This window comes from Ehrlichia canis str. Jake, assembly GCF_000012565.1.
GTDB classification, from domain to species: Bacteria; Pseudomonadota; Alphaproteobacteria; order Rickettsiales; family Anaplasmataceae; genus Ehrlichia; species Ehrlichia canis.
This window is the reverse complement of the sequence record NC_007354.1, coordinates 934,422-955,957: the sequence shown is the minus strand read 5'-3', so window position 1 is coordinate 955,957 and position 21,536 is coordinate 934,422. Positions and strand designations below refer to the sequence as shown.

Here is a 21,536-nt window from a genome sequence, read left to right as displayed (position 1 = left end):
GATGTAGTCTTGTGCTTGATATAGAGTACTTTTAGTTTGCTATATCATAGTAAAATATTATTTTTCATAAATAAAATCATATGAATGTTTAATTTATGACAATTTTTATGAAATAAAAATAACACTGATAATATTGGAGTTGAGCTTTAGAAAATTGACTGAAAATAATTATCTATGAATGCTGAAATTATATATGGAATGACGAATAATAACAATGTGCATATTGCAGTTGTGATTATGGCTATTAGCATTGGTAATGGAGCTTCTGCGTACTTAAAACTGTAAGATGTAGAGAATGCATTGTATATTATGGGAATGAAATACATAGTATTTAATACAGTACTTAATATTAATATTGATATTACTAAGAAATTTTTTTGTTGTAGTGCTTCAGAAATAATAAAAAATTTACCATAGAATGTAGGGGCTGGGGGTATGCCTATCATTGCAATAGCACCAATGGAAAATGCAATCATGGTAATAGGCATAGACATACCTATCCCATGTAGTTCGTGTAAATATTTCTTTCCTGTTTTAGTATATATCGCGCCTGCGGTGAAAAATAATGTAATTTTTGCAAAGGCGTGAGATATCATTTGAAACATAGAAACTTTAATTGCATATTCTGTACATAATGATGCTGCTATTACTATATATGAAAGTTGTGAAATTGTTGAATATGCTAGTAATTTTTTTAAATTGGTTTGTTTTATTGCTATTAAGGATGCTAATATAATTGTAGCTCCTGAAATATACATCAGGATGTTATGGTGTTCTTGAATAAATGCATTTAAATTTTTTAATCCTATAATATACAATAAGATTTTTATTATGGTAAATACTCCAGATTTTACAACTGCTACAGCATGTAATAATGCACTGACTGGAGTAGGGGCTACCATGGCTTGTGGTAGCCATGAATGTATAGGCATTAATGCAGCTTTCCCAATTCCATAGGTGAATAATAACAGTAGAGTAATAAGTAAAGTGTTAGAAATATTATCTGGTAATATGCCATTTGTTGTGAAATCTAATGTACCGCTGATATTATATGTTATTATGATTGCTGGCAAAAATAATAACATTGAAGTCCCTAGTAGTATTCCTATGTAATACCTGCCAGAAATTTTTGATTGATCGTTGATGTAATAGGTAATAAGAGGGTATGTACTAATAGTAAGTAGCTCATAAAATATAAATAATGTTAGCAAATTTGCTGAAAATGCTATACCCATTGTACATCCAATGCTTATTGCAAAACATGAATAAAAAAGAGGTTGTTTTTTGTTATTGTTATCATTATTTTTCATGTAGCTGATGCTATAAATAGTAGTAATTATCCATAGAAATGAAACAAGTAAGCTGAATATCATACTTAGTATTTCAGCTTTAAATGCAATATATATCTTGGGGTTAATGAATTCATATAATTCTATGTATAACTCTGAATCGTGTTTTGTATAAAATTTGTATGTTTCAAATGCCATGTAAAATAAAATACATGAGGAAATGATACTGATAATTTCTTGTGAATATTTGATTTTCTTAAGCATTAATATCATGATTGCAGATATAAATGGTAATAAAATTGTACATACCAAAGTAAATTCTGATGTTAGATTATTGAAAAAATGCATAAACTCTGTTACTACCGTATTTAAACTATAGATAACAACAAAGCTATTTAAAGTAAAGTATCTTAAGTGGTATTTTAGATATCTTGTGTTTTTAATTTTAGGTATAAAGTATTTTAGTGTGTAGTAAATTATGTATGTATACTGAAAATTAGTTAAAGTATAACATTGTATGTTATACTATTCTTGTGTAGCAAAATTTTTTACATACTCATTAAAATATTTAAAAAATAAAGCCTCTGCCATCGCATGATCTGCTGAAACTAAATGTTTATTAATTTCTACTGTATCTACTATGAAATTTTTGTCTGCATACATGCAATAGAACCATGGACCTCCTGTTTGTGCAATAAGGTTATTAATTGAAAATTTTACTTTTTTGTAATCTATTGCAACGTTATACCACTTTTTTAAGTTTTTAGGTTTTGGTAGTTTGCCGCCAACTCCTGCACGTGATACAGGGTCTATAGTACACATTAAATCTATGGTATTCATTTCAAGTTTTTTTACTATCTTATATTCAGAATCTCCTCCCCAGCTATGTCCTACAAGGCAAATTTTTTGCTCTGCTTCGTACCAGGCTTTTATTATAGGGATTGTTGCTGATGATCCCCAGGTTGCATATGCTATGTCTTGATGATCGTGATTTTGTGTATAATATCTTGCATATAAACGTAACACAAGTCTTGTCGTATCATCTAATGCTCCACCAATAAATACTACTAGTGGTTTTGTGCCTGGAGTAATTTTGTTTTTTAAAATTTCTTTAGAATTTCTAGGTATTGCTATTCCATCTGAGCTATATCCTTTTCCTGTTCCTACTGCTGGAATATGTGGTGGAATAATTTTATCTGCTCCTAAAATACACATTTTGTTTACCTTTAATAAGACAATATATCTCAACTTTACTATATCGAATGTGTTTGTGAAATATTTAAAGTTAATAATATGCTTTATTTATAATGAAATTAAATCAATTATAACAATAATAAAAGTATTAAAATAATAATATAATTATTAAGTAAGTATTTTTTATATAATAGTTATGAATAAAGAGTAATCTTTTTATATTAGTAGTTATACAGAAATTTAGTTTATTGTATTGGTTTTATTATAAAGAAAATCTGTGTAATAAAATGAGGTATTTCAATTAGTTATTTAAGGAAGTAGTTGTTTACTAGTATTTTTGTAAGTTTGTGAGTTTATATTAAAGAGGGTATGCAATGTTTGTTTTTGTACCTATAAATAATGTTGCTGTATATAAGTCTTGCTAAAAAATTATTATGACACACTTTTTAGTTGGTAATACTTTATTGAATTATAAAATATAGTTTTTTACGTGTTTTGATTAATGATTGCTGATTGTGCAGCTATTAACCTTGCTGTTGGTATTCTATATGCAGAACAAGAAATGTAGTCTAAATTTAATTTAGAAAAAAACTGTATAGATTCAAAATTTCCGCCATGTTCTCCGCATATGCCAATTTTAATGTTTGGATAAGATTTTCTACCTAAGTCTACTGCAATTGATATCAATTTGCCTACTCCTTCAATATCTAAGGTTTCAAAGGGGTCTTGTTTTACTATTTCTAAATTTTGATATATTCCAATAAAATTTGCAGAATCATCTCTCGATACTCCTAAGGTAGTTTGTGTAAGATCATTTGTACCAAAACTAAAAAATTGAACATGCTTAGCAATTTTATCTGCAATGAGAGCTGCTTTTGGTAATTCTATCATTGTTCCTATTGAATACTGAGTATTGCCAAACTGTTGTGCTATGTTGTTAATTAGTTCTTTAATGATGATAATTTCCTTTTCAGCCATCACTAGAGGTATCATTATTTCAGGTACTATGCATGTTATGCCAGTTTCTTCTTGTAATTCTTTTACTGCAAGAAATATTGCTCTAACCTGCATTTCGTATATTTCTGGATATGATATAGCAAGTCTGCACCCACGGTGCCCTAACATAGGGTTTTTTTCAGATAAATATAAAATCTTATTTTTTAGTTTTTCTAAAGATTTACCAGTTCTTGCTGAAATTTCACTTATAGCATTGTTATTGTCTGGGAGAAATTCATGTAATGGTGGATCAAGTAACCTAATAGTTACTTGCTTATTGAGTGTAGACTTAAAGATTTTTTTAAAATCTTCTTTTTGCATTACTTCAAGTTTTTCTAATGCTGCTATTCTTTCTTCTTTATTATCAGATACGATCATTTCTTGTACTATGCTTATTCTATTGTGTGAGAAAAACATATGCTCTGTGCGGCATAGACCTATTCCGTCAGCTTGAAAACTCATAGCTATATCCGTATCTTCTGGTGTATCAGCATTTGCCATTACTTTTAATGTTCTTATTCCATCTACCCATTGCATTAATGTATAGAAACTTTCACTTAATTTAGGGATAACTGTTTTGATAGTTCCTAAAATAACTTCTCCATTACATCCATTAATTGTAATACTGTCACCTTTGTGTACTTTAAGGCCTGTACTTGTATAGAAAAATTCTTCACTCTTGTCTATAAATATGCCAGTTGCACTACAGATGCAAGGTTTACCCATACCTCTAGCTACTACTGCTGCATGTGAAGTCATCCCACCTCTTAAAGTAATAATACCTGCTGCACTGTTCATTCCGTTTATATCTTCTGGATTGGTCTCTTGGCGCACTAATATAGCGTTCCTACCATCTTTTCTAAATTGTTCTGCATCGTTTGGTGTAAAAACTACATATCCAGTAGCTGCACCAGGGGATGCTGGCAATCCTCTTGCAATAGTATTTATATTTGTATTATTTTCAAGAATTGGATGGAATAACTTGCTGAATGATTTATGATCGATTCTTAGTATTGCTTCTTCTTTTGAAATTAGGTTCTCTTTTACCATATCTACTGCTATTTTTACAGAAGATTGAATACTGCGTTTTCCTGTTCTAGCTTGAAGAATCCACAATTTCCCATTCTCTATTGTAAATTCTATGTCTTGCATATCACGGTAATGTAACTCTAGTTTTTTACATACTTGTTCTAGGTCGTTGTAAGGTTGTGGCATTAATTCTTTCATTTTGTCTAATGGCAATGGGCTATGAGTTCCAGATACTACATCTTCTCCTTGGGCATTTACTAAAAATTCTCCAAAAATTTCTTGTGCTCCAGTTGATGGGTTACGAGTAAATACAACACCTGTAGCGGAATTGTGACTCATATTACCGAATACCATGGACTGTACATTAACAGCTGTACCTAGATTATCTGGTATATTGTGTATTTTCCTATATGCAACTGCTCGTTTGTTCATCCATGATCTAAAGACTGCGTCTATTGAGTTGTATAATTGTTTATGAACATTTTGTGGAAAGTTTGTGTTAGTATGAAAAGTTACTATCTTCTTAAATTCAGCTATTATTTCTTTTAATATATTTGGATCTGATATTTGAGAATTTATAGGAATGTTATACATTCTCTTTTTTTTGTATATTACTTCTTCAAACAGACTGTTTTCTACTTGTAGTACTGTATGGGCATACATTTGTATAAGTCTGCGGTAGCTATCGTATGCAAAAAGTTCACCACTTTTTTTTGTTAATCCTATGACTGTTTCATCATTTAATCCTACATTTAATATTGTATCTAGCATGCCTGGCATAGAGCTTACACTACCTGATCTGACTGACAATAATAGTGGGTTGTCTTTATCACCAAATTTTAAATTTACTTCATTATTTAAAAACTCTATTGCATTTTCTACTAGGCTAAATACTTGGTCAGGTAGTTTGTTATTTTGATAATAATAGTTGCATAAATTCGTTGATAATGTAAATCCAGGTGGTACATCTACACCAATATTACACATTTCTGCAAGGTTTGCGCCTTTACCACCCAATAGATGCTTTAATGTTAAATTGCCATCACATTTTGTTTTACTAAAATAATATATTAATTTTTCACTCATATGAAGAGAACCGAAAAAAATTTTGTTTTTTATGCTATAATAGTCATTTACACTACCTCGCTAGGTATAATATAAGACCTAATTATCTGTAGTGCAACTATTGTAAAATAATTAATTAGTAGAAGTGATGTAAAAATGTTAGCTGATTTATTATGTTTATAAAAATTATTGTATTAATTTTATTGGCGAATTAATTTTATTTTTAGTAGTATAGTTTTTGTCAATGATAGATCATCAATAAAAGTGTAATATAACATGATAAATGTATATTGTAGGTAAAAAATCACTATTTTGATTGAATGATGTGACTTATATGTTCTAATGGTAGGGTAAACTATCGTAATGATTATTTATTTTCTACTACTATAGTATTAAATATAATATCATGAATCGTTTGATTATTTTGTGAAAATAAAGCAATTAAATACCAAACTACTGATACTATTAATGTTACAATAGTGATCAAGAATATAATGCTTGTTATAAACGAGTTATTAATATTCATGTTTACGATTTGTATGCTTATCATGAGTATAGTAGGGCATAGAAACTCTGATAATGATCTATCAAATGCTAAACAAGCATCAATTTTCTTATTGTCACAACGTATGGTATGTATGTTTAATATTTTTTGTCCAATAGATGCTTGTGCTGTAGATGATAAAAAATATGTGTAGTAGTAACAGCTAATCAGTAAGTTCACAATAAACGGTATGATTGTTAGTTCATGTGTTAGCAATACAACTGGGTAATTGAGTAATGATAGAATTATATGATCAATAGTACTTGCTAATACTCTTTTTAGTATATTTGCAACTTTAATGTTTTTTGTATTCATATATTTATTAATTTGCAGATAAAGTGACGAATGTCATCAAAATTTGAAAAAGAGAGAACATTATTTATAGTAGTAGTACTGCCATATTTTATAGGCAAACAACCTGCTTCAGTTGCGCTTTGTATGTCTGATATACTATCTCCTATAAAAAACACCTCTTTGCTTGGCTGAACATTTATATTTGTTAATGCTGCTAATACTGGTTCAGGAGATGGTTTTGTAGTTCCTGTATCTCCAGAGCCGATTATAGAGTCAAAATAGTGTGTTAAATTTTTATTTTGTACTTCAGCTCGTAGACTTTTACCGTTTTTATTGCTGACAATTGCCATAATTATATTGTTTGCTTTTAATGTATCTAACAATTCAATTGCTCCATCATTTAGCATAAAGTTATCTGATTTTTGTGACTTCTCTAAGCTATTTTCATACAAAGTTGTTGCTTCTTTCCATCTTTTTCCTAATAATGTTGTTAGGTATTTTGGTATTGTAGAATTTGGTATAGAATGTAAGTCTATGTTTTTGTATCCCATCTGATCTAGTACTTTGTTGAGAATTACGCAATCTGTGTTAATACTAGTATCAATTAGTGTATTGTACCAGTCAAATATTACTGCTGTTGGTTGCTTCATCATTTATTTGAATTTCTAAATTATCATTTTTGTGGAATATTTATTAAGATTCTATTAAAGTCAGAATTATTTGCAATGTTTAAATTAGTATTGCATTTTTAGAGTTGCTTCTGTGCATACTGTATTACTTTGAGTGAAATAAATCTAAATATCTGAGTTATAAGTTACTACAAGGTTTTATTAACACTGTATCATTTAGCATTTAATTTGACCTTATATTATTAAAATGCTTATGTGCGAGTAGTACGTTGTTTATAGTGAAATAAATTTAGGTATCTAATAGATATATTGTTAGTGTAATATTTATAAAAGTTGTAATTGTTTTCAGTGTTGAAAAACTTGCTTGCTGAAATTACTTAATATGCAGATAGTAAATTATTTACAATAAAATAAAAATCAAGCTTTTATACAATGTCACTCCATATTTCTCAAATAGTTGGTAAAAATATTCGGTGCTAAAACTGATTAAGATTTTTTTGTAATGTTTAGTGATAACAATTTTAAATGTTCTGTGTCTATTTCTGATGGAGCGCCCATAAGTAAATCTTCACCAGATTGATTAAGTGGGAAGCAGATAACTTCTCTAATGTTTGTTGCATCTGCTAATAGCATTACCATACGATCTATCCCTGGAGCAATCCCTCCATGTGGTGGTGCTCCAAATTTGAAAGCACGTGTAAGAGAGTTGAATTTTTTATCTACCATTTCTTGAGTATAACCTGCTATTGAAAATGCCTTATACATAATATCCAGTTTGTGGTTACGTATTGCTCCACTGGAAATTTCTATACCGTTACATACTATGTCATACTGGTATGCGAGTATACTTAATGGATCTTGGTTATTTAGAGCTTCTAAACCTCCTTGTGGCATTGAAAAAGGATTATGAAAGAATCCAATAGATTTTTCTTTTTTGTCGTACTTGAAATATGGAAAATCTACAACCCAACAAAATCTAAAGGTATCTGGCTCAATTAGATTGAGCTCTGTTCCCAATATTGTTCTTATTTCTCCTGCAAATTCTGCGGCTTTGTCTTCTGTTTCTGATACAAAAAATACACTATCTCCAGTCTGTAAATTACAGATAGACTTAATTTTATTTAACCTCTCTTCGTCTAAAAATTTAGCTATAGGTCCTTTAGCAGAAGAATCATCGTTGAAGGTAATATACCCTAATCCTTGTGCTCCTAACGTTTTTGCAAATTCAATTTTATTATCAAAAAAGCTGCGAGGATTATTTGCTGTTTTAGGTGCCGGTATTGCTCTTACTACCATTCCTTTTTTGATGTTTGAGTTAAAGATATTGAATTGTGAATCTCTGAAAATTTCTGTGACATCTTGAATTATTAATGGGTTTCTCAGATCTGGTTTGTCTGATCCATAATATAGCATTGCATTGTGGTATGATATTCTTGGAAATTCTTTGTGAATAGTTTTACTTGAAAATTTACTGAATATATTGAGTAGTACTGGTTCAATAACATTGAATACGTCTTCTTGTGTAACAAAAGACATTTCCATATCTAACTGATAGAATTCTCCAGGTGAGCGGTCTGCTCTTGCATCCTCATCTCTAAAGCAAGGTGCTATTTGAAAATATTTATCGAATCCACTTACCATTAATATCTGTTTAAATAACTGAGGAGCTTGAGGTAAAGCATAAAATTTTCCATGGTGTATACGACTTGGTACTAAATAATCTCTAGCTCCTTCTGGAGATGATGATGTCAAAATAGGAGTTTGTATTTCAATGAAACCCATATTTTCCATGCTTTTTCTTAGTTCTGCAATGACTTTAGATCTTAAGATTATATTATGTTTTACTTTGTCACGCCTTAGATCTAGGAACCTATACTTGAATCTTATATCTTCTGGATATTCTTGAGTTGATGCTATATTCATTGGTAGGAGGTTTGCTTCTGACTCAATTGTGACATGATTTACTACAACTTCAATTAATCCAGTACTGACTGTAGTATTGATAGTAGAACTATCCCTGGCTACTACTGTACCTTTTATTGTAATTACGCTTTCTAATTTTAGATAAGAGATTAGTTGAAAAATTTCATTATCAGCTTCGTTAAATACTAATTGTGTTATTCCATAGTGATCGCGTAAATCTACAAAAATAATTTTTCCGTGATCACGTTTTCTATATACCCATCCAGAAAGAATTACTTCTTGGTTAATATGTTCTTCCCTTAGTTCATTGCACAGGTGTGTTCTGTATATGTTCATAAAAATCTATATTTTCAACTTCACTTTATTTTATACTATAATATATACATTGAAAGTCTTTTTGAGAGATTGTTATTAAATAAAGTTGTTAAGAATAATGTTATGCTTAAAATATGTTTCTACTAAATCTATATAATTAGTAGTTAGGATTTGTATTTATAGTTCTAATTTGATAATTGTTACAAACAAAGTATTTTATTTGTATTAAGTGATAAGATTAATTTAGGTAATGTTTTTTTAGATAAATGCTAATTTTATTGAATTATTGTTGAAATCTTGAGATTACTAAAGTATTAAGATAATTTATATCTTAAAAAGGTATAAAATATTTTACTATTTACACACTGTAAAAAGTTGTATAGCATAAACTCTATCGCTTTATGCTTTTATTATTCCATATGCGTCTTCTAGTAAATTTTTTATTGGTGATTTTATTAATGATAAACCAAACTGGTTGTTCTGGAATAATGGCTGGTCTTGCTGTCACTACAGGTGCAATTATTACATTACAGGATAGGTCAATTGGTGACACTATAGATGATACGGCAATATTGATTAGAATTAATAAAGAGCTATTTAAAGTGGGATTATTTCCTCAGGTAACTGTTAAAGTAAGTGAAGGACGTGTATTATTGTTAGGACATGTAAAATCGTTGGATGATCAAATAACAGCTGAAAAAGTTTCATGGCAGCAAAAGGATGTTAGAGAAGTTGTTAATGAGATAACTGTAGATAAAGGATCAATTAATTTAAAAGAGACAGCTATTGATGCTGCAATTAGTGCTCAAGTTAAAGCACGAATACTTTCTCAAAGTAAAGTTAAATCTATGAATTATAGTGTTAACACAATAGATAGAATTGTTTATTTGATGGGTATAGCTCAAGATCAAGAAGAGCTGAATAAAGTGGTATCGATAGCACAGAAGGTGAAAAAAGTAAAACAAGTGGTTAGCTATGTGAGGTTGAAAGATAGCAAATTGCGTAATTAGTAATCTTTACTTGTTATCAATTTGAATCTGAGTTTGTAGTGTTACTCTTTGTAATAGGTGTGTACTCAATCAATTGTTTTATTAATGTAATAGTATATCATACGCATTATTTAATATATCTGCTGTAGTGATTTTGTTTTTTTATCTCTGATAAGTTGTTGTTGTTTGTAATATTGTATAGTATGAATACTTCTAAAAGTAGAATAATCTTTTTATATTTAGGTATCTTGTAAGTTTTATTGTATTAATTTGAATAAAATAAGGTTTTTTCTTTTATAAGAAGTTATTAGTATAGATTAAAAATGTAAGGAAATATATGGCACTTGTTGTTGCTTTTCAGATGGATAGGGATGTTGTTGTTGATAAGGATTTATCAGTTAAGTTTATACAGGAAGCCCAAGCTAGAGGACATACTGTCTTTTTTTATTCTCCTGATCAATTATCGATAAAGGGTAATGTTCCAGTTGCTAGGGCTTGCTTAGTAACTTTGGATGGAGGTAGACTAAAATTTGCTAATGTGCAAGAGTTATTACTTGAGCATGTTGATATAATTTTTATCCGTCAAAATCCACCATTTGACATGCGTTATATTACGTGTACATATATTTTAGAAAAACTCAAAAAACCTCTTTTGATAAATCATCCTAGAAGTCTTAGGGATTATTCAGAGAAATTATTACCGCTTTTATTTCCTGAATTTATACCAGATACTGTAATAACTGAAGATCGTCTTATATTGCAGGATTTTTATCAAGAGCATAGGGATATAGTATTAAAACCTTTATACAGTTATGCTGGAAATGATGTTACTAGGATGCATAGTAATGTTGATATTAATGTTGTAATAGAGTTAATGATCGAAAAATATGGCTGTCCTATAATTGCTCAAAAATTTATACCAAATATCAGCAATGATAAAAGAATTGTTCTTTTAGATGGTAAGCCTATAGGTGTGCTCAAACGTAAAATATCATTTGATGGAGAAATTAGGACTAATTTGAGTATTGGATCAATTCCAGAAGCTACTGCATTGTCAGATAGAGATTTAGCGATATGTTCAGCTATAGAACATGAATTGTTAGGAAAAGGCATTATATTTGTTGGAATAGATGTTTTGGATAGGTACTTAATAGAAGTAAATGTTACTTCTCCTTGTGGTATTTTACAGATAAATGAGTTATACGGAGTATCTTTGGAGAAAAAATGTTGGGATTGTTTTGAAGAAAAATTCTATAAGAAACTTAATGGATGTCAGTAATGTGACTAAGAAATTTGTTAGTTATATCAAGTAAATATTACTTATCCTTGTAAATTTATTAAAAAGATTATATATGGTACATTGGTGAAGAATATTGCTTTGATAGAAGTTCTATGCAAAGTGTAATAAGTGTAAATGATGTGAATATGTGAAATAGAGTTTTTATTTTATAGTAATTATATAAAGTAAATATTGCTTATCTTTTCGAAAAGGATGACGAATAATGCAGTGGTAAAAACATATTGGAATTGTTTTAAAAAAGTTCTATACACAATGTAAGAAATGTGCATGATGTTACTAAGTGAATATTGATAGTAATTTAAAATAGGTGTTACTTATTTATATATATTTTCTAAAAGAGTTGTGCCTAGTACATTGGTGAAAAAATATTGAAGTTACTTAAAAAAGTTCTCTACAAAATTTAGTAAAGTAAATATTGCTGCTAAGTAAAATGTATTTTTTATTTATAGTAGTACTATAAAGTAAATATTACTTGTTTATATACATTTTGCAGATGGGTTGTGCATAATATTTATAGAAAAATATCTGGATTGTTTTAAAAAGAGTTTTGTTGAGAGTGTAGTAGTAATACTAATGAATGATGTAAATTTTACAGTTATTCTATAACTTGTTGAGTGTATATTATCATACAATGTAGTTTTTTTAATCCCTTGTTATAATTGTAATTTTTATATAGAAATAGCTACTAATTTGTAGTTTAATTGATAATTTGCATAAATTCTTATTAATTGTAGTTTTATTTTTTATAACTTGAAATTCTAAATATAGTATTGTGAGTTGTTTTTGCTAAATTTTATGTTATGGATTTAGATAAATATTGATTTTTAGTGTAATTTTTTTCTTTTTTGTAAAAGTTTGATGTTGTACATAATTTAGATTTAGTCTAATGTGTAAACTGTGTTTGTTGATACTAAAATTTGTTTTAAAGGAGTTTATTGTTCCTTTATTCTAAAAGAATTATATGTTTGTTACTTGTGGGGTTTTGTATAAGTGTTTAAATTGCTGTGTTATTTTTAGTGATTAAGTTTTTTGTAAAATATAGTTTACATTATTGATTTTATACTTAAATAAGGTGTTGAATGATCTACTGTTAATTAGTTAGTGCTTAAAACGAAAATCTGTAAATTAGTTAGGTTAAGTGTTATGAGAGAAATTAGTGATCTTAAAGATATAGATGACTATCGGTCCTTGAGTAATGCTGGTAATATTGGTAGCGTTAATATTTTTAAATCAAGTATGCGTTTTTTTACACGCAAGAATTTGGTTTTCTTTTTAATGATTATTATTAGTATTACCTTTATATATTTTTTTAAAGGTGAAATAGCAAATAAATTTCGAAATTGTGCTCTAATTATATCACATTATATATCAGATAAGTTAATAAATTGTGGATTTGCTGTTGATGATATAGTTATTAATGGCAACAAATTTGTACCTTCAGACTATATTCGTGGATTTGTTAGCGTTAATAAATCTATTTTATTTCTACCTTTAAGTGAGTTACAGAAGGAAATAAAAGATAGTAGTAAGTGGATTAAAAGTGTTTCAGTAAAAAGGTTATTGCCTAACGTTTTGCAAATAAGAGTACTAGAATATTTACCATTTGCAAATTGGTATCATGATGATGGCAGTTCAATTATTGATGATACAGGACATGTTATTGTTAGCGATTATGATGAACAGGATGATTTAGTTTCAATATATGGTAATGAAGCATTGCAAGGGTTACATTTTATAAAAAAGCTAGTCAATGAAAATAGTGTTCTCAGCAATATGATTTCTTCTATGTTTTATTTTGATGATGGTAGTTGGGATATTGTGTTGTCTAGTGGGTTAAATATCAAATTACCTAAAGAAAATCCTTATAATGCTTGGAATAACTTACTAAGTATATGTGAAGCTTCTAGTGAATTTTTAATTTGGAAAACTGTTGATATGCGTGTCCCTACACAAATTAACATAGAAGAGTAATTTTATTAATAATTGGTTATAATTGATTTATAAGATTGGTGGTAAGTTAAGATGTTACTTTGTTTATTTATTCATTTGGATATATAGGACTCATATATTTGATAAGTTAACTATTATTATAATAAATTTTTATTATATATTTAAAATTTATAGAGTAAAAATGATGAATTTTATATATTGGTTGTTGATCATTAACAAGAGTGGTAGTATTATTAGGTGTACTTGTTATGTAGTACACTGTGTTTTGCGGTGTTTCATTAGTATTGTAGGTAATTATGGCGCAGGATTTTGAAATGTCCAAGGAAAGATTGTATATTTCTGAAGTATTGGTTGTTGATGATGAAGGTGATATCAGAAATTTAATAAAAGATATATTAAGCGATGATAATCATGGCACTAAGTTAGCAGTTGATGGATTGTCTGCTATTAAGATGGCTTATGAAAAAGAGCCAGATGTTGTATTACTAGATATATGGTTGAAAGGATCAGATATTGATGGGTTAAGTGTTTTGGAAAAGCTTAAGGAAAGATATCCACATTTGCCTGTTATTGTAATTAGTGGACATGGTAATATTGCTACTGCTGTGAAGTCTTTACATATAGGTGCTTATGATTATATAGAGAAGCCTTTTACAGAAAGTAGATTGAAATTAGTAGTGAAAAGAGCAATAGAGTCTGGTAGGTTACGTAGAGAAAATGATGAGTTAAAATCAGCATTTGAAGATTATGAAATAGTTGGTAGCTCTTCTGTGATAAAAAATTTGCGAAGTATGGTTAATAAAGCTGCTGCAACGTCTAGTCGTATTTTGATTACTGGATCACCTGGTGTGGGGAAAGAGGTAGTTGCTAGGTTAATACATAAAAAATCAAAAGGATATGATACACCATTTATATCAATGTATTCATCTATGTTACCTGCAAACAATTACTTGGTGAATATATTTGGTAGTGAGGAGAGTAGTAATATTTTATCTCATAGAGTACCTCCTCATATTGGTATCATAGAGCAGGCAAATCGTGGAACACTGTTTATAGATGAAGTAACAGATTTACGTTATGATACACAGTTAAGATTACTTAGATTGTTGCAAGAAGGTAAAATATATAGAGAAAATAGCAAAGTTCCTGTGAGTGTGGATGTTAGGATTATTGTTTCATCGTCAAAAGATATAGAAAATGAAGTAAGAGCAGGAAAATTTTGTGAGGATTTATATTATAGATTAAATGTTTTGCCAATTAGGGTTCCATCTTTGGTTGAGTATTGTACTGATATTCCAGAATTGTGTAGATATTTTATGAATAGCATATGTAAAAAGATGGGTTTATGTACTCATATATTGAGTGATGAAGCTTTAATAGCAATGCAATCTTATGAATGGCCGGGTAATTTACGTCAATTACGTAATGTTATAGAGTGGATATTAATTATGAAGTCTCCTAAGGAGGTTATTACTGCAAAGGATCTTCCAGTAGATATAGTATCTAATTCACCTATAAATGATGTTCTGAGTGCTAAAGTAATATCTGTTCCTCTACGTCAGGCACGTGAAGAATTTGAAAGACAATATTTAAAAACTCAATTGTCACGTTTTGGTGGTAATGTATCAAAAACTGCTGAATTTGTTGGTATGGAACGTTCTGCACTTCATCGAAAATTAAAAGTTTTAGGATTGTGTAATATATCTGAGTAACGATGATTGTATATTAGTTTTTTTATATTATTGTTGCTTATTATATATATTTATAGTAGGGAATGTTAGATTTATAGTTATGTTTTTTAGTCTAGAGTAAGTATAATATTCATATATTCAACTCATAGTAATGTATTTATAGTGGGTTTAATATTATTTATTAAGGCTATTTTTTTAGATATCTAATAATTATTTAGAACTTTTGTTTTTGATTTGTGGTGTATTACAAAATTTATACAGCTTATTAATAATATCTTTAATAATTATTTTATCTTGTGTTATGTATTGGTATGCAGATTCTGTATAATATATTACATGTAAGTTAGTATACAAGTCCAATATTTGTGTAAAATTTGTTACAATTATATAGTACTTCCAGATGTAATTTTTCTAAAAACATATTTCTAAGGAAGTTATATACTGAAATTAAGTTTATTGTAATGTATTGATATTATACACTTAACGTACAGATGCTAGTTTGTACTCAATTAGTGAAGTCTCATTCTTCATTGTATTTTTGATAATTTGTGCTGCCTAATCCCATTATGATATGTTTTTGATACGCTAGTTTGACATTAACAACCTAAGATCTGTAGTGGGTTGGTAATTACTAAGTAATATTAATCATTATTGTAAATAAGTTGTGCTTTAGGTTATACCTATACGTAAATTCTAATTTCAGAAAATTGTTATAATTGTATAGTACTTCCAGTTATGATTTTACTAGCAGCATATTATCAAGATATATATTAAGATTAATCTATTTGTAATTTATGGATGTTGTCTACTTAACATATAGATGCTAAAGTTTGTACTAAATTTATCAATCAGTATTATTTTTTTATATTATATTTGAAGGGAATTTGTGTGTTGTTGATTCTGTTGTAATGTGTTTTTATATTGTAATTTAGTATGAAAATACTAATAAAGCCTAGCTAGGTTTATAGTAATACCTATGTATTTTTATTTAGATGAATCTTGCTATGGTATGTGTATGTTTGTTGTATAATGTGTAAGTAAGTATAAATTCTAATACTTGTGTAAGATTTGTTACAATTACATTAGTACTTACGGTTATAATTTTTCTGGAAAATATTCCTAAAGAAGTCATGTACTGAAAAATTAAGTGTATTGTAACGTATTGATATTATCCACTTTAGCATACAGATACTAGTTTGTGCTCAATTAGTGAGGTCTTATTTCTTATCTTGTATTTTTTGATGATTTGTATAGCTGATACTATAGTAATGAGTTTTTTGTATTCTAGAATAATATGAAAAATCTGTACTGATTTGTTGTAATGTAAAGTAATATCTATGTTTGATTTAAATAAGCCTAGGTTATTTGTATTTAGATTTTGTTATAATATGGTGTATGATTTTGACGTTGGGTTTATAACAATTTCTATAATATCTCTGATATTGTTTTATCTAGTGATACATTTTTATAAAGTAAGTTGTATATAGACGTACAAATTGGTAGTTCTATATTGAGTTTTTCTGCTAAGGAAATTAGTGGTTTTACGGTACTAACACCTTCTATAATTTCTGATTTTTTATTCAGCATTTTGTTTATGTCTTCTCCTTGACCTATCGCTACTCCAAAAGACATGTTACGTGAATGTGTAGTAGTGCAAGTTAATATTAGATCTCCAAGGCATGATGGACCAATTAAGGTTGAAAGATTAATAGTCTCATTTTTTGCGGTATATAAGGTTTTTATTTCTTCCATTCCTTTAGCAATTACACTTGCTACAGCATTATTTCCCAAATTTTTTCCTGTTATTATTCCGCAAGCAATTGCAATTATATTCTTTAATGCAGCTCCAATCTGTACTCCTAGTGTGTCTTTGCTATAGACGATTTTGAAAGTTTTATTACTCATTTTATTAATTAGTGATGTACCTAAAACTTCATTTTCTCCTGCAAGTACTATAGTACAAGGCAGATTTGCTGCAATTTCTTTTGCGAAGCTTGGTCCTGATAATATATATGTTGGATTGTTTGGTAGAATTTCTTTTACTATTTCACTTGGAAATTTGAGTGATATGTTTTCAATGCCCTTGCTACAAATTAGTAGAGGTGTTTGTTCGAAAATATGTTGTTGTACGTAAAGACATAGTGTGCGTAGTTGTTGTGTAGGTACTGCAAGGATAATACAAGTATTATGATCTGATAATACTTCATCTATACTGCTGCTTGGAATGATATTATCTGGTAATTCATATGTTGGTAAGTATTTAAGATTTTTTCTATTAATTGTTATAGATTGCATATCTGTGTGATTGCGTCCCCATAGATTAATTGAAGTGCTGATTGAAGATAATGCAATTGCGATTGCTGTCCCAAATGATCCTGCACCCAAAATAGTTATTTTCATTTTTATTTACTTATAAAGCACTTAGATGGATGGGATTATATATTATATATTATATAGTGTTAAGAACTGAATTAATATGGTGTATGGTTAATAATAAACTTTAACGTGTTAGTGTAAATTTTTATAAAAATGATGTTCATATGAATGTTTTGTGTTTCTTATAAGTTATATGATACTATGCGTTAAAATTTTTATGTTTTTAACATATGAAGGATGAAAAACTTTGTATTATTGTAAATGAATGGGTGTCTTGGCTAGAAAAGGAAAGAAGGTATTCAGTCAATACAGTTGATGCTTATGTAAGAGATGTTAATAAATTTCTTGGGTTTTTATATACGTATGTTTTACGTCCTGTTACTTTGGAGGATGTTGTAAATATTAAAGTTGCAGATTTAAGGAAGTGGTTTACATTTAGGTATCAGGCTAATGTAGAGGCTATAACAAATGCAAGATCTTTATCAGCATTGAAAAATTTTTTTAGGTATTTGTCACGTACTTATGATGTAGATAACCAATCAATATTTTGTTTATCTAGGCCAAAACTTAAAAGTGCTTTACCTAAAACATTGGGTCAGTTTCACATTGAAAATATAGTGAATTATTATAGCTTACACGATAATTGGGTATTTAAACGTGATTTTGCAATAATTATGCTGCTTTATGGATGTGGATTAAGAATTAGTGAAGCAGTAGGTTTAAAATTTCAAGATGTTAGAACAGGGGAAATTTTAATTACTGGTAAGGGCAATAAAGAAAGAATATTACCTATTTTACCTGTAGTACGTAACAGTTTAGATGAATATATAAAGTTTTGCCCATATCATACAAAATTGAATTCAGTTGGTAATGAATACATTTTTGTAGGTGTTAATGGTAAAAAACTTGGAAGAACTTATTTTGCAAATAGGATACAGAAAATTTGTGAAAAAATAGGCTTGCCTGATACTACTACTCCACATGTGTTTCGTCATAGTTTTGCTACACATTTGTTGTTAAGTGGTGCAGATATTAGATCTATACAAGAATTGTTAGGTCATGCTAATTTATCAACTACACAAATTTATACTCATTTAGATCATAAAAGTATCATTGATCATTACAAAAATTTTCATCCTCAAGTTATAAAAAAGCATTCTTAATTATGATAGATCTAATAAGTGATAGATGATCATGGTAAAGTGTGCACTGGTCTAGCAATGTCTTTGAAGTAGTATTACAGTTTTTACATTCAAGTTATAAGAAATGCAATAAGTTATAATAAGTTTGAAAAATGATAATGTATAAATAGTAGTAGGCTGCTTGATATAGTAAGTCTTACATGCTTTAATACTGAAAATATCACTTAATGACTGTATTTTTAAGTCGTAAAAAATACTAGTTATAACAAGTGTGAAGAATGGTAATAATAAAATGTTGTAAAAAGTACTGTTTGTAAAGTAATCATTATGAAAAGTTGTAGTGTATATAGATAGTTTAAGAATTTGATATAGCGGATCTTACAATTTAATGCTGAAAATATCACTTAAAATTGTAGTGACTGTATTTTGAAGTTATAAAAAAATACTGGTTTATGACAAATGTGAAGAATAGTAATAATGAGATGTTGTGGAAAGTACTGTTGGTAATCATCATCATGGACAGTTGTAATAAGTAAGATTAAAAATTTGGTATAGTACCTTATGATAATCTGAGTATAAAAATATTGCTGAATATTATTGTGGCTGCACCTTTAGTTATGAAAGGATGACTGGTTATACAAGTATGAAAATTAGTGTACGAAGATGATTATATAAAGTTTAGTATTATAGTTAAAGCTTTATATAGTTTGTAATAAGTTGCTAATAAAAGTTTTGTGTTGAAGTTTTTATACTTAAGTTATAAAGCACAGTTGATTATAATGAGTGTAGAATGTGATAATATAAATAGCATGTGAATTTGCTAGTTTATTAGTGATTTAATCATAAGAATATTACTGAACATTATATGACTACATTTTTTACTGGTTGTAGAAAATGTGAAAAGCAGTAGTAAATATTTGTAAGACGTAATTTTAGTTAAAATTTTCTATAGTTTGTAATTTTACAATGAAAATAGTGTTATTGAAGTTTTTATGTACTAGTTTGAAAATTATTGTTAGTTATAATCAGTCGAAAGTTAGTAATATACAGAATAATCTTAGTGTTTACTGTATAGATTATTAGATTTAATTGTAAAATATTGCTGAATATTACTGTGGCTGTACCTTTAAGTTATGAAAGGATTACTGGTTATACAAATATGAAAATTAGTGTACGAAGATGATTATATAAAGTTTAGTATTATAGTTAAAGCTTTATATAGTTTGTAATAAGTTGCTAATAAAAGTTTTGTGTTGAAGTTTTTATACTTAAATTATGAAAGAATACTGTGTATTATAATGAGCATGTGAGGTTATGATATAAAAATAATCTGAGGATTTGCTAGTTTTATGTAGATATTATGATGATTTAGTTGTGAAAGCTGAACATTATAGTGTGTTACATGTTTAGTGTATAAAAAAGCATAATTATTTGTAATCAACATGAGGCATGTTAATAAGTGAGATGATTCTATAAAGTATGGTTCACTATAAACTTTTTAATAGTAATGAGTTGATGAATTAGTATGACATAACAATTCTTTTATAGATCTAATATTTGCACTAGCAACAAGTGTGTAGCAAAACTATGACGAGACACATGTGGAGGAGTGGTAGTATAAGGCAATTTTTACAAATTTAATGTAGTAATTTATTAGAAATTTTTTAAAATAAAAAAAGCTGAGGATCATGTTATTATTGTCTATTTAGTAATATGGTTATTGGCTGTATTTATTTAAATATTACTTGATCTTCAGTTGTCCTTTCTGTAATCTCCCCGATTTTGTATACGGATTCATCTATGCCTTTGAGTAATGATAATACTTGACATTCATTTTCTTGTGGTATAACTAATATCATGCCGATACCGCAGTTAAAAGTTTTGAGTAATTCCATTTGATGTATTTGCATTTCAGTATTTAACCAGTGGAATATTTGTGGCATTTTCCAAGAGTTTAAATCAATTGTTGCTGATAAGTGATTTGGAATTATACGTGGTATATTGTATATGAATCCTCCGCCAGTGATATGTGCCAATCCGTTCACTAGTGAGATTGTTGGTAATAGAGAATTTACATAGATACGTGTTGGTGTAAGTAGATAATTTGCCCATGTTTGATTAGACCAAGGGCATATGTCATGGTAATTAATTTTGTTGTCGCTGATGATTTTTCTTATTAGTGAAAATCCATTTGAATGTAATCCACTTGCAATTAAGCCAAGTATTATGTCTCCGGCTTTAATATTGTTACTTTTTGGTAAGATATTTTCTGCTTCGATTATACCTACTGCAAAACCAGCTATGTCATATTTATTATCGCTATACATTCCAGGCATTTCAGCAGTCTCTCCGCCTATTAGTGCTACATTTGCTTTTTTACATCCTACTGCTATGCTATTAATAACTTCTAATGCAATGTTATGATCTATTTGTCCTGTTGCGAAATAATCTAGGAAAAATAGTGGTTCTGCTCCTTGTGCTAAAACATCGTTAACACACATTGCTACAAGATCTATGCCTATAGTTTTATGATTATTTACTTCTTGAGCTATACATAGTTTTGTACCAACTCCATCAGTTGAAGAGACTAGGACAGGCTTGTTGTATTCTTTTATTTTTGATATATCAAAAAGTGCTCCAAATGACCCTATGCTATCAAGTACCCCTGGCCTAAATGTTGATGATGCAATTGGTTTGATTTTTTCTACTAGGCTATTACCAGATTCAATATCAACTCCGGAACTTGAATATGTTGTCATATGTACCTTAACTTTATGTAAAACTTATTTTTGCAATTGATTAGGATAGCA

13 protein-coding genes are annotated in these 21,536 nt (G+C 28.6%); 5 read left to right on the top strand and 8 right to left on the bottom strand.

What is annotated here, in order from left to right:
* Nucleotides 1-146: 146 nt before the first annotated feature.
* The 6 genes from ECAJ_RS03470 to aspS all read right to left on the bottom strand — a co-directional run bounded on the left by ECAJ_RS03470 (nucleotide 147) and on the right by aspS (nucleotide 9,299).
* Entirely contained in the window at nucleotides 147-1,637 is a 1,491-nt protein-coding gene (locus tag ECAJ_RS03470; RefSeq protein ID WP_011304786.1) for a proton-conducting transporter membrane subunit, read from the bottom strand.
* Between the two features lie 177 nt (nucleotides 1,638-1,814).
* Nucleotides 1,815-2,504, bottom strand: coding sequence for an alpha/beta hydrolase (locus ECAJ_RS03465; protein WP_011304785.1), 690 nt, complete (start codon nucleotides 2,502-2,504; stop codon nucleotides 1,815-1,817).
* A 465-nt stretch (nucleotides 2,505-2,969) separates the two neighbouring features.
* Nucleotides 2,970-5,594: a pyruvate, phosphate dikinase gene (gene ppdK / locus ECAJ_RS03460; protein WP_011304784.1), complete on the bottom strand. Its 2,625-nt coding sequence runs from the start codon at nucleotides 5,592-5,594 to the stop codon at nucleotides 2,970-2,972.
* A gap of 346 nt (nucleotides 5,595-5,940) precedes the next feature.
* Nucleotides 5,941-6,432 (bottom strand): RDD family protein, encoded by a 492-nt coding sequence (locus tag ECAJ_RS03455; protein ID WP_011304783.1) that lies wholly within the window; start codon nucleotides 6,430-6,432, stop codon nucleotides 5,941-5,943.
* A complete protein-coding gene (locus tag ECAJ_RS03450) occupies nucleotides 6,429-7,061 on the bottom strand; it encodes an HAD family hydrolase (RefSeq protein ID WP_044262185.1) in 633 nt (210 codons plus the stop codon). The genes ECAJ_RS03455 and ECAJ_RS03450 overlap by 4 nt, the downstream gene beginning before the upstream one ends.
* Nucleotides 7,062-7,526: 465 nt before the next feature.
* Nucleotides 7,527-9,299, bottom strand: a complete 1,773-nt coding sequence (gene aspS / locus ECAJ_RS03445) for an aspartate--tRNA ligase (RefSeq protein ID WP_011304781.1) — start codon at nucleotides 9,297-9,299, stop codon at nucleotides 7,527-7,529.
* A gap of 398 nt (nucleotides 9,300-9,697) precedes the next feature.
* Here aspS and ECAJ_RS03440 point away from each other — a divergent pair, with 398 nt between their 5' ends.
* From ECAJ_RS03440 to ECAJ_RS03425, 4 genes are all read left to right on the top strand, one after another.
* The gene (locus tag ECAJ_RS03440; protein ID WP_044262182.1) at nucleotides 9,698-10,288 is read left to right on the top strand and encodes a BON domain-containing protein; all 591 of its coding nucleotides are present in this window, start codon (nucleotides 9,698-9,700) and stop codon (nucleotides 10,286-10,288) included.
* A gap of 316 nt (nucleotides 10,289-10,604) precedes the next feature.
* Nucleotides 10,605-11,546 carry a glutathione synthase gene (gene gshB, locus ECAJ_RS03435; RefSeq protein ID WP_011304779.1) on the top strand — a complete coding sequence of 314 codons (942 nt, stop codon included), beginning with the start codon at nucleotides 10,605-10,607 and terminating at the stop codon, nucleotides 11,544-11,546.
* A 1,164-nt stretch (nucleotides 11,547-12,710) separates the two neighbouring features.
* Nucleotides 12,711-13,538: a cell division protein FtsQ/DivIB gene (locus tag ECAJ_RS03430; RefSeq protein WP_011304778.1), complete on the top strand. Its 828-nt coding sequence runs from the start codon at nucleotides 12,711-12,713 to the stop codon at nucleotides 13,536-13,538.
* Nucleotides 13,539-13,813: 275 nt separating this feature from the next.
* Nucleotides 13,814-15,229, top strand: coding sequence for a sigma-54-dependent transcriptional regulator (locus ECAJ_RS03425; RefSeq protein ID WP_011304777.1), 1,416 nt, complete (start codon nucleotides 13,814-13,816; stop codon nucleotides 15,227-15,229).
* Nucleotides 15,230-16,633: 1,404 nt separating this feature from the next.
* On the opposite strand, the gene ECAJ_RS03420 is transcribed toward ECAJ_RS03425, so the two are convergent.
* Nucleotides 16,634-17,608: an NAD(P)H-dependent glycerol-3-phosphate dehydrogenase gene (locus ECAJ_RS03420; RefSeq protein WP_011304776.1), complete on the bottom strand. Its 975-nt coding sequence runs from the start codon at nucleotides 17,606-17,608 to the stop codon at nucleotides 16,634-16,636.
* Between the two features lie 206 nt (nucleotides 17,609-17,814).
* Here ECAJ_RS03420 and ECAJ_RS03415 point away from each other — a divergent pair, with 206 nt between their 5' ends.
* Nucleotides 17,815-18,747 carry a tyrosine-type recombinase/integrase gene (locus ECAJ_RS03415; RefSeq protein ID WP_011304775.1) on the top strand — a complete coding sequence of 311 codons (933 nt, stop codon included), beginning with the start codon at nucleotides 17,815-17,817 and terminating at the stop codon, nucleotides 18,745-18,747.
* 1,709 nt (nucleotides 18,748-20,456) lie between these two features.
* Here ECAJ_RS03415 and purM read toward each other — a convergent pair.
* Nucleotides 20,457-21,485: a phosphoribosylformylglycinamidine cyclo-ligase gene (purM, locus tag ECAJ_RS03410; RefSeq protein WP_011304774.1), complete on the bottom strand. Its 1,029-nt coding sequence runs from the start codon at nucleotides 21,483-21,485 to the stop codon at nucleotides 20,457-20,459.
* Nucleotides 21,486-21,536 lie beyond the last annotated feature (51 nt).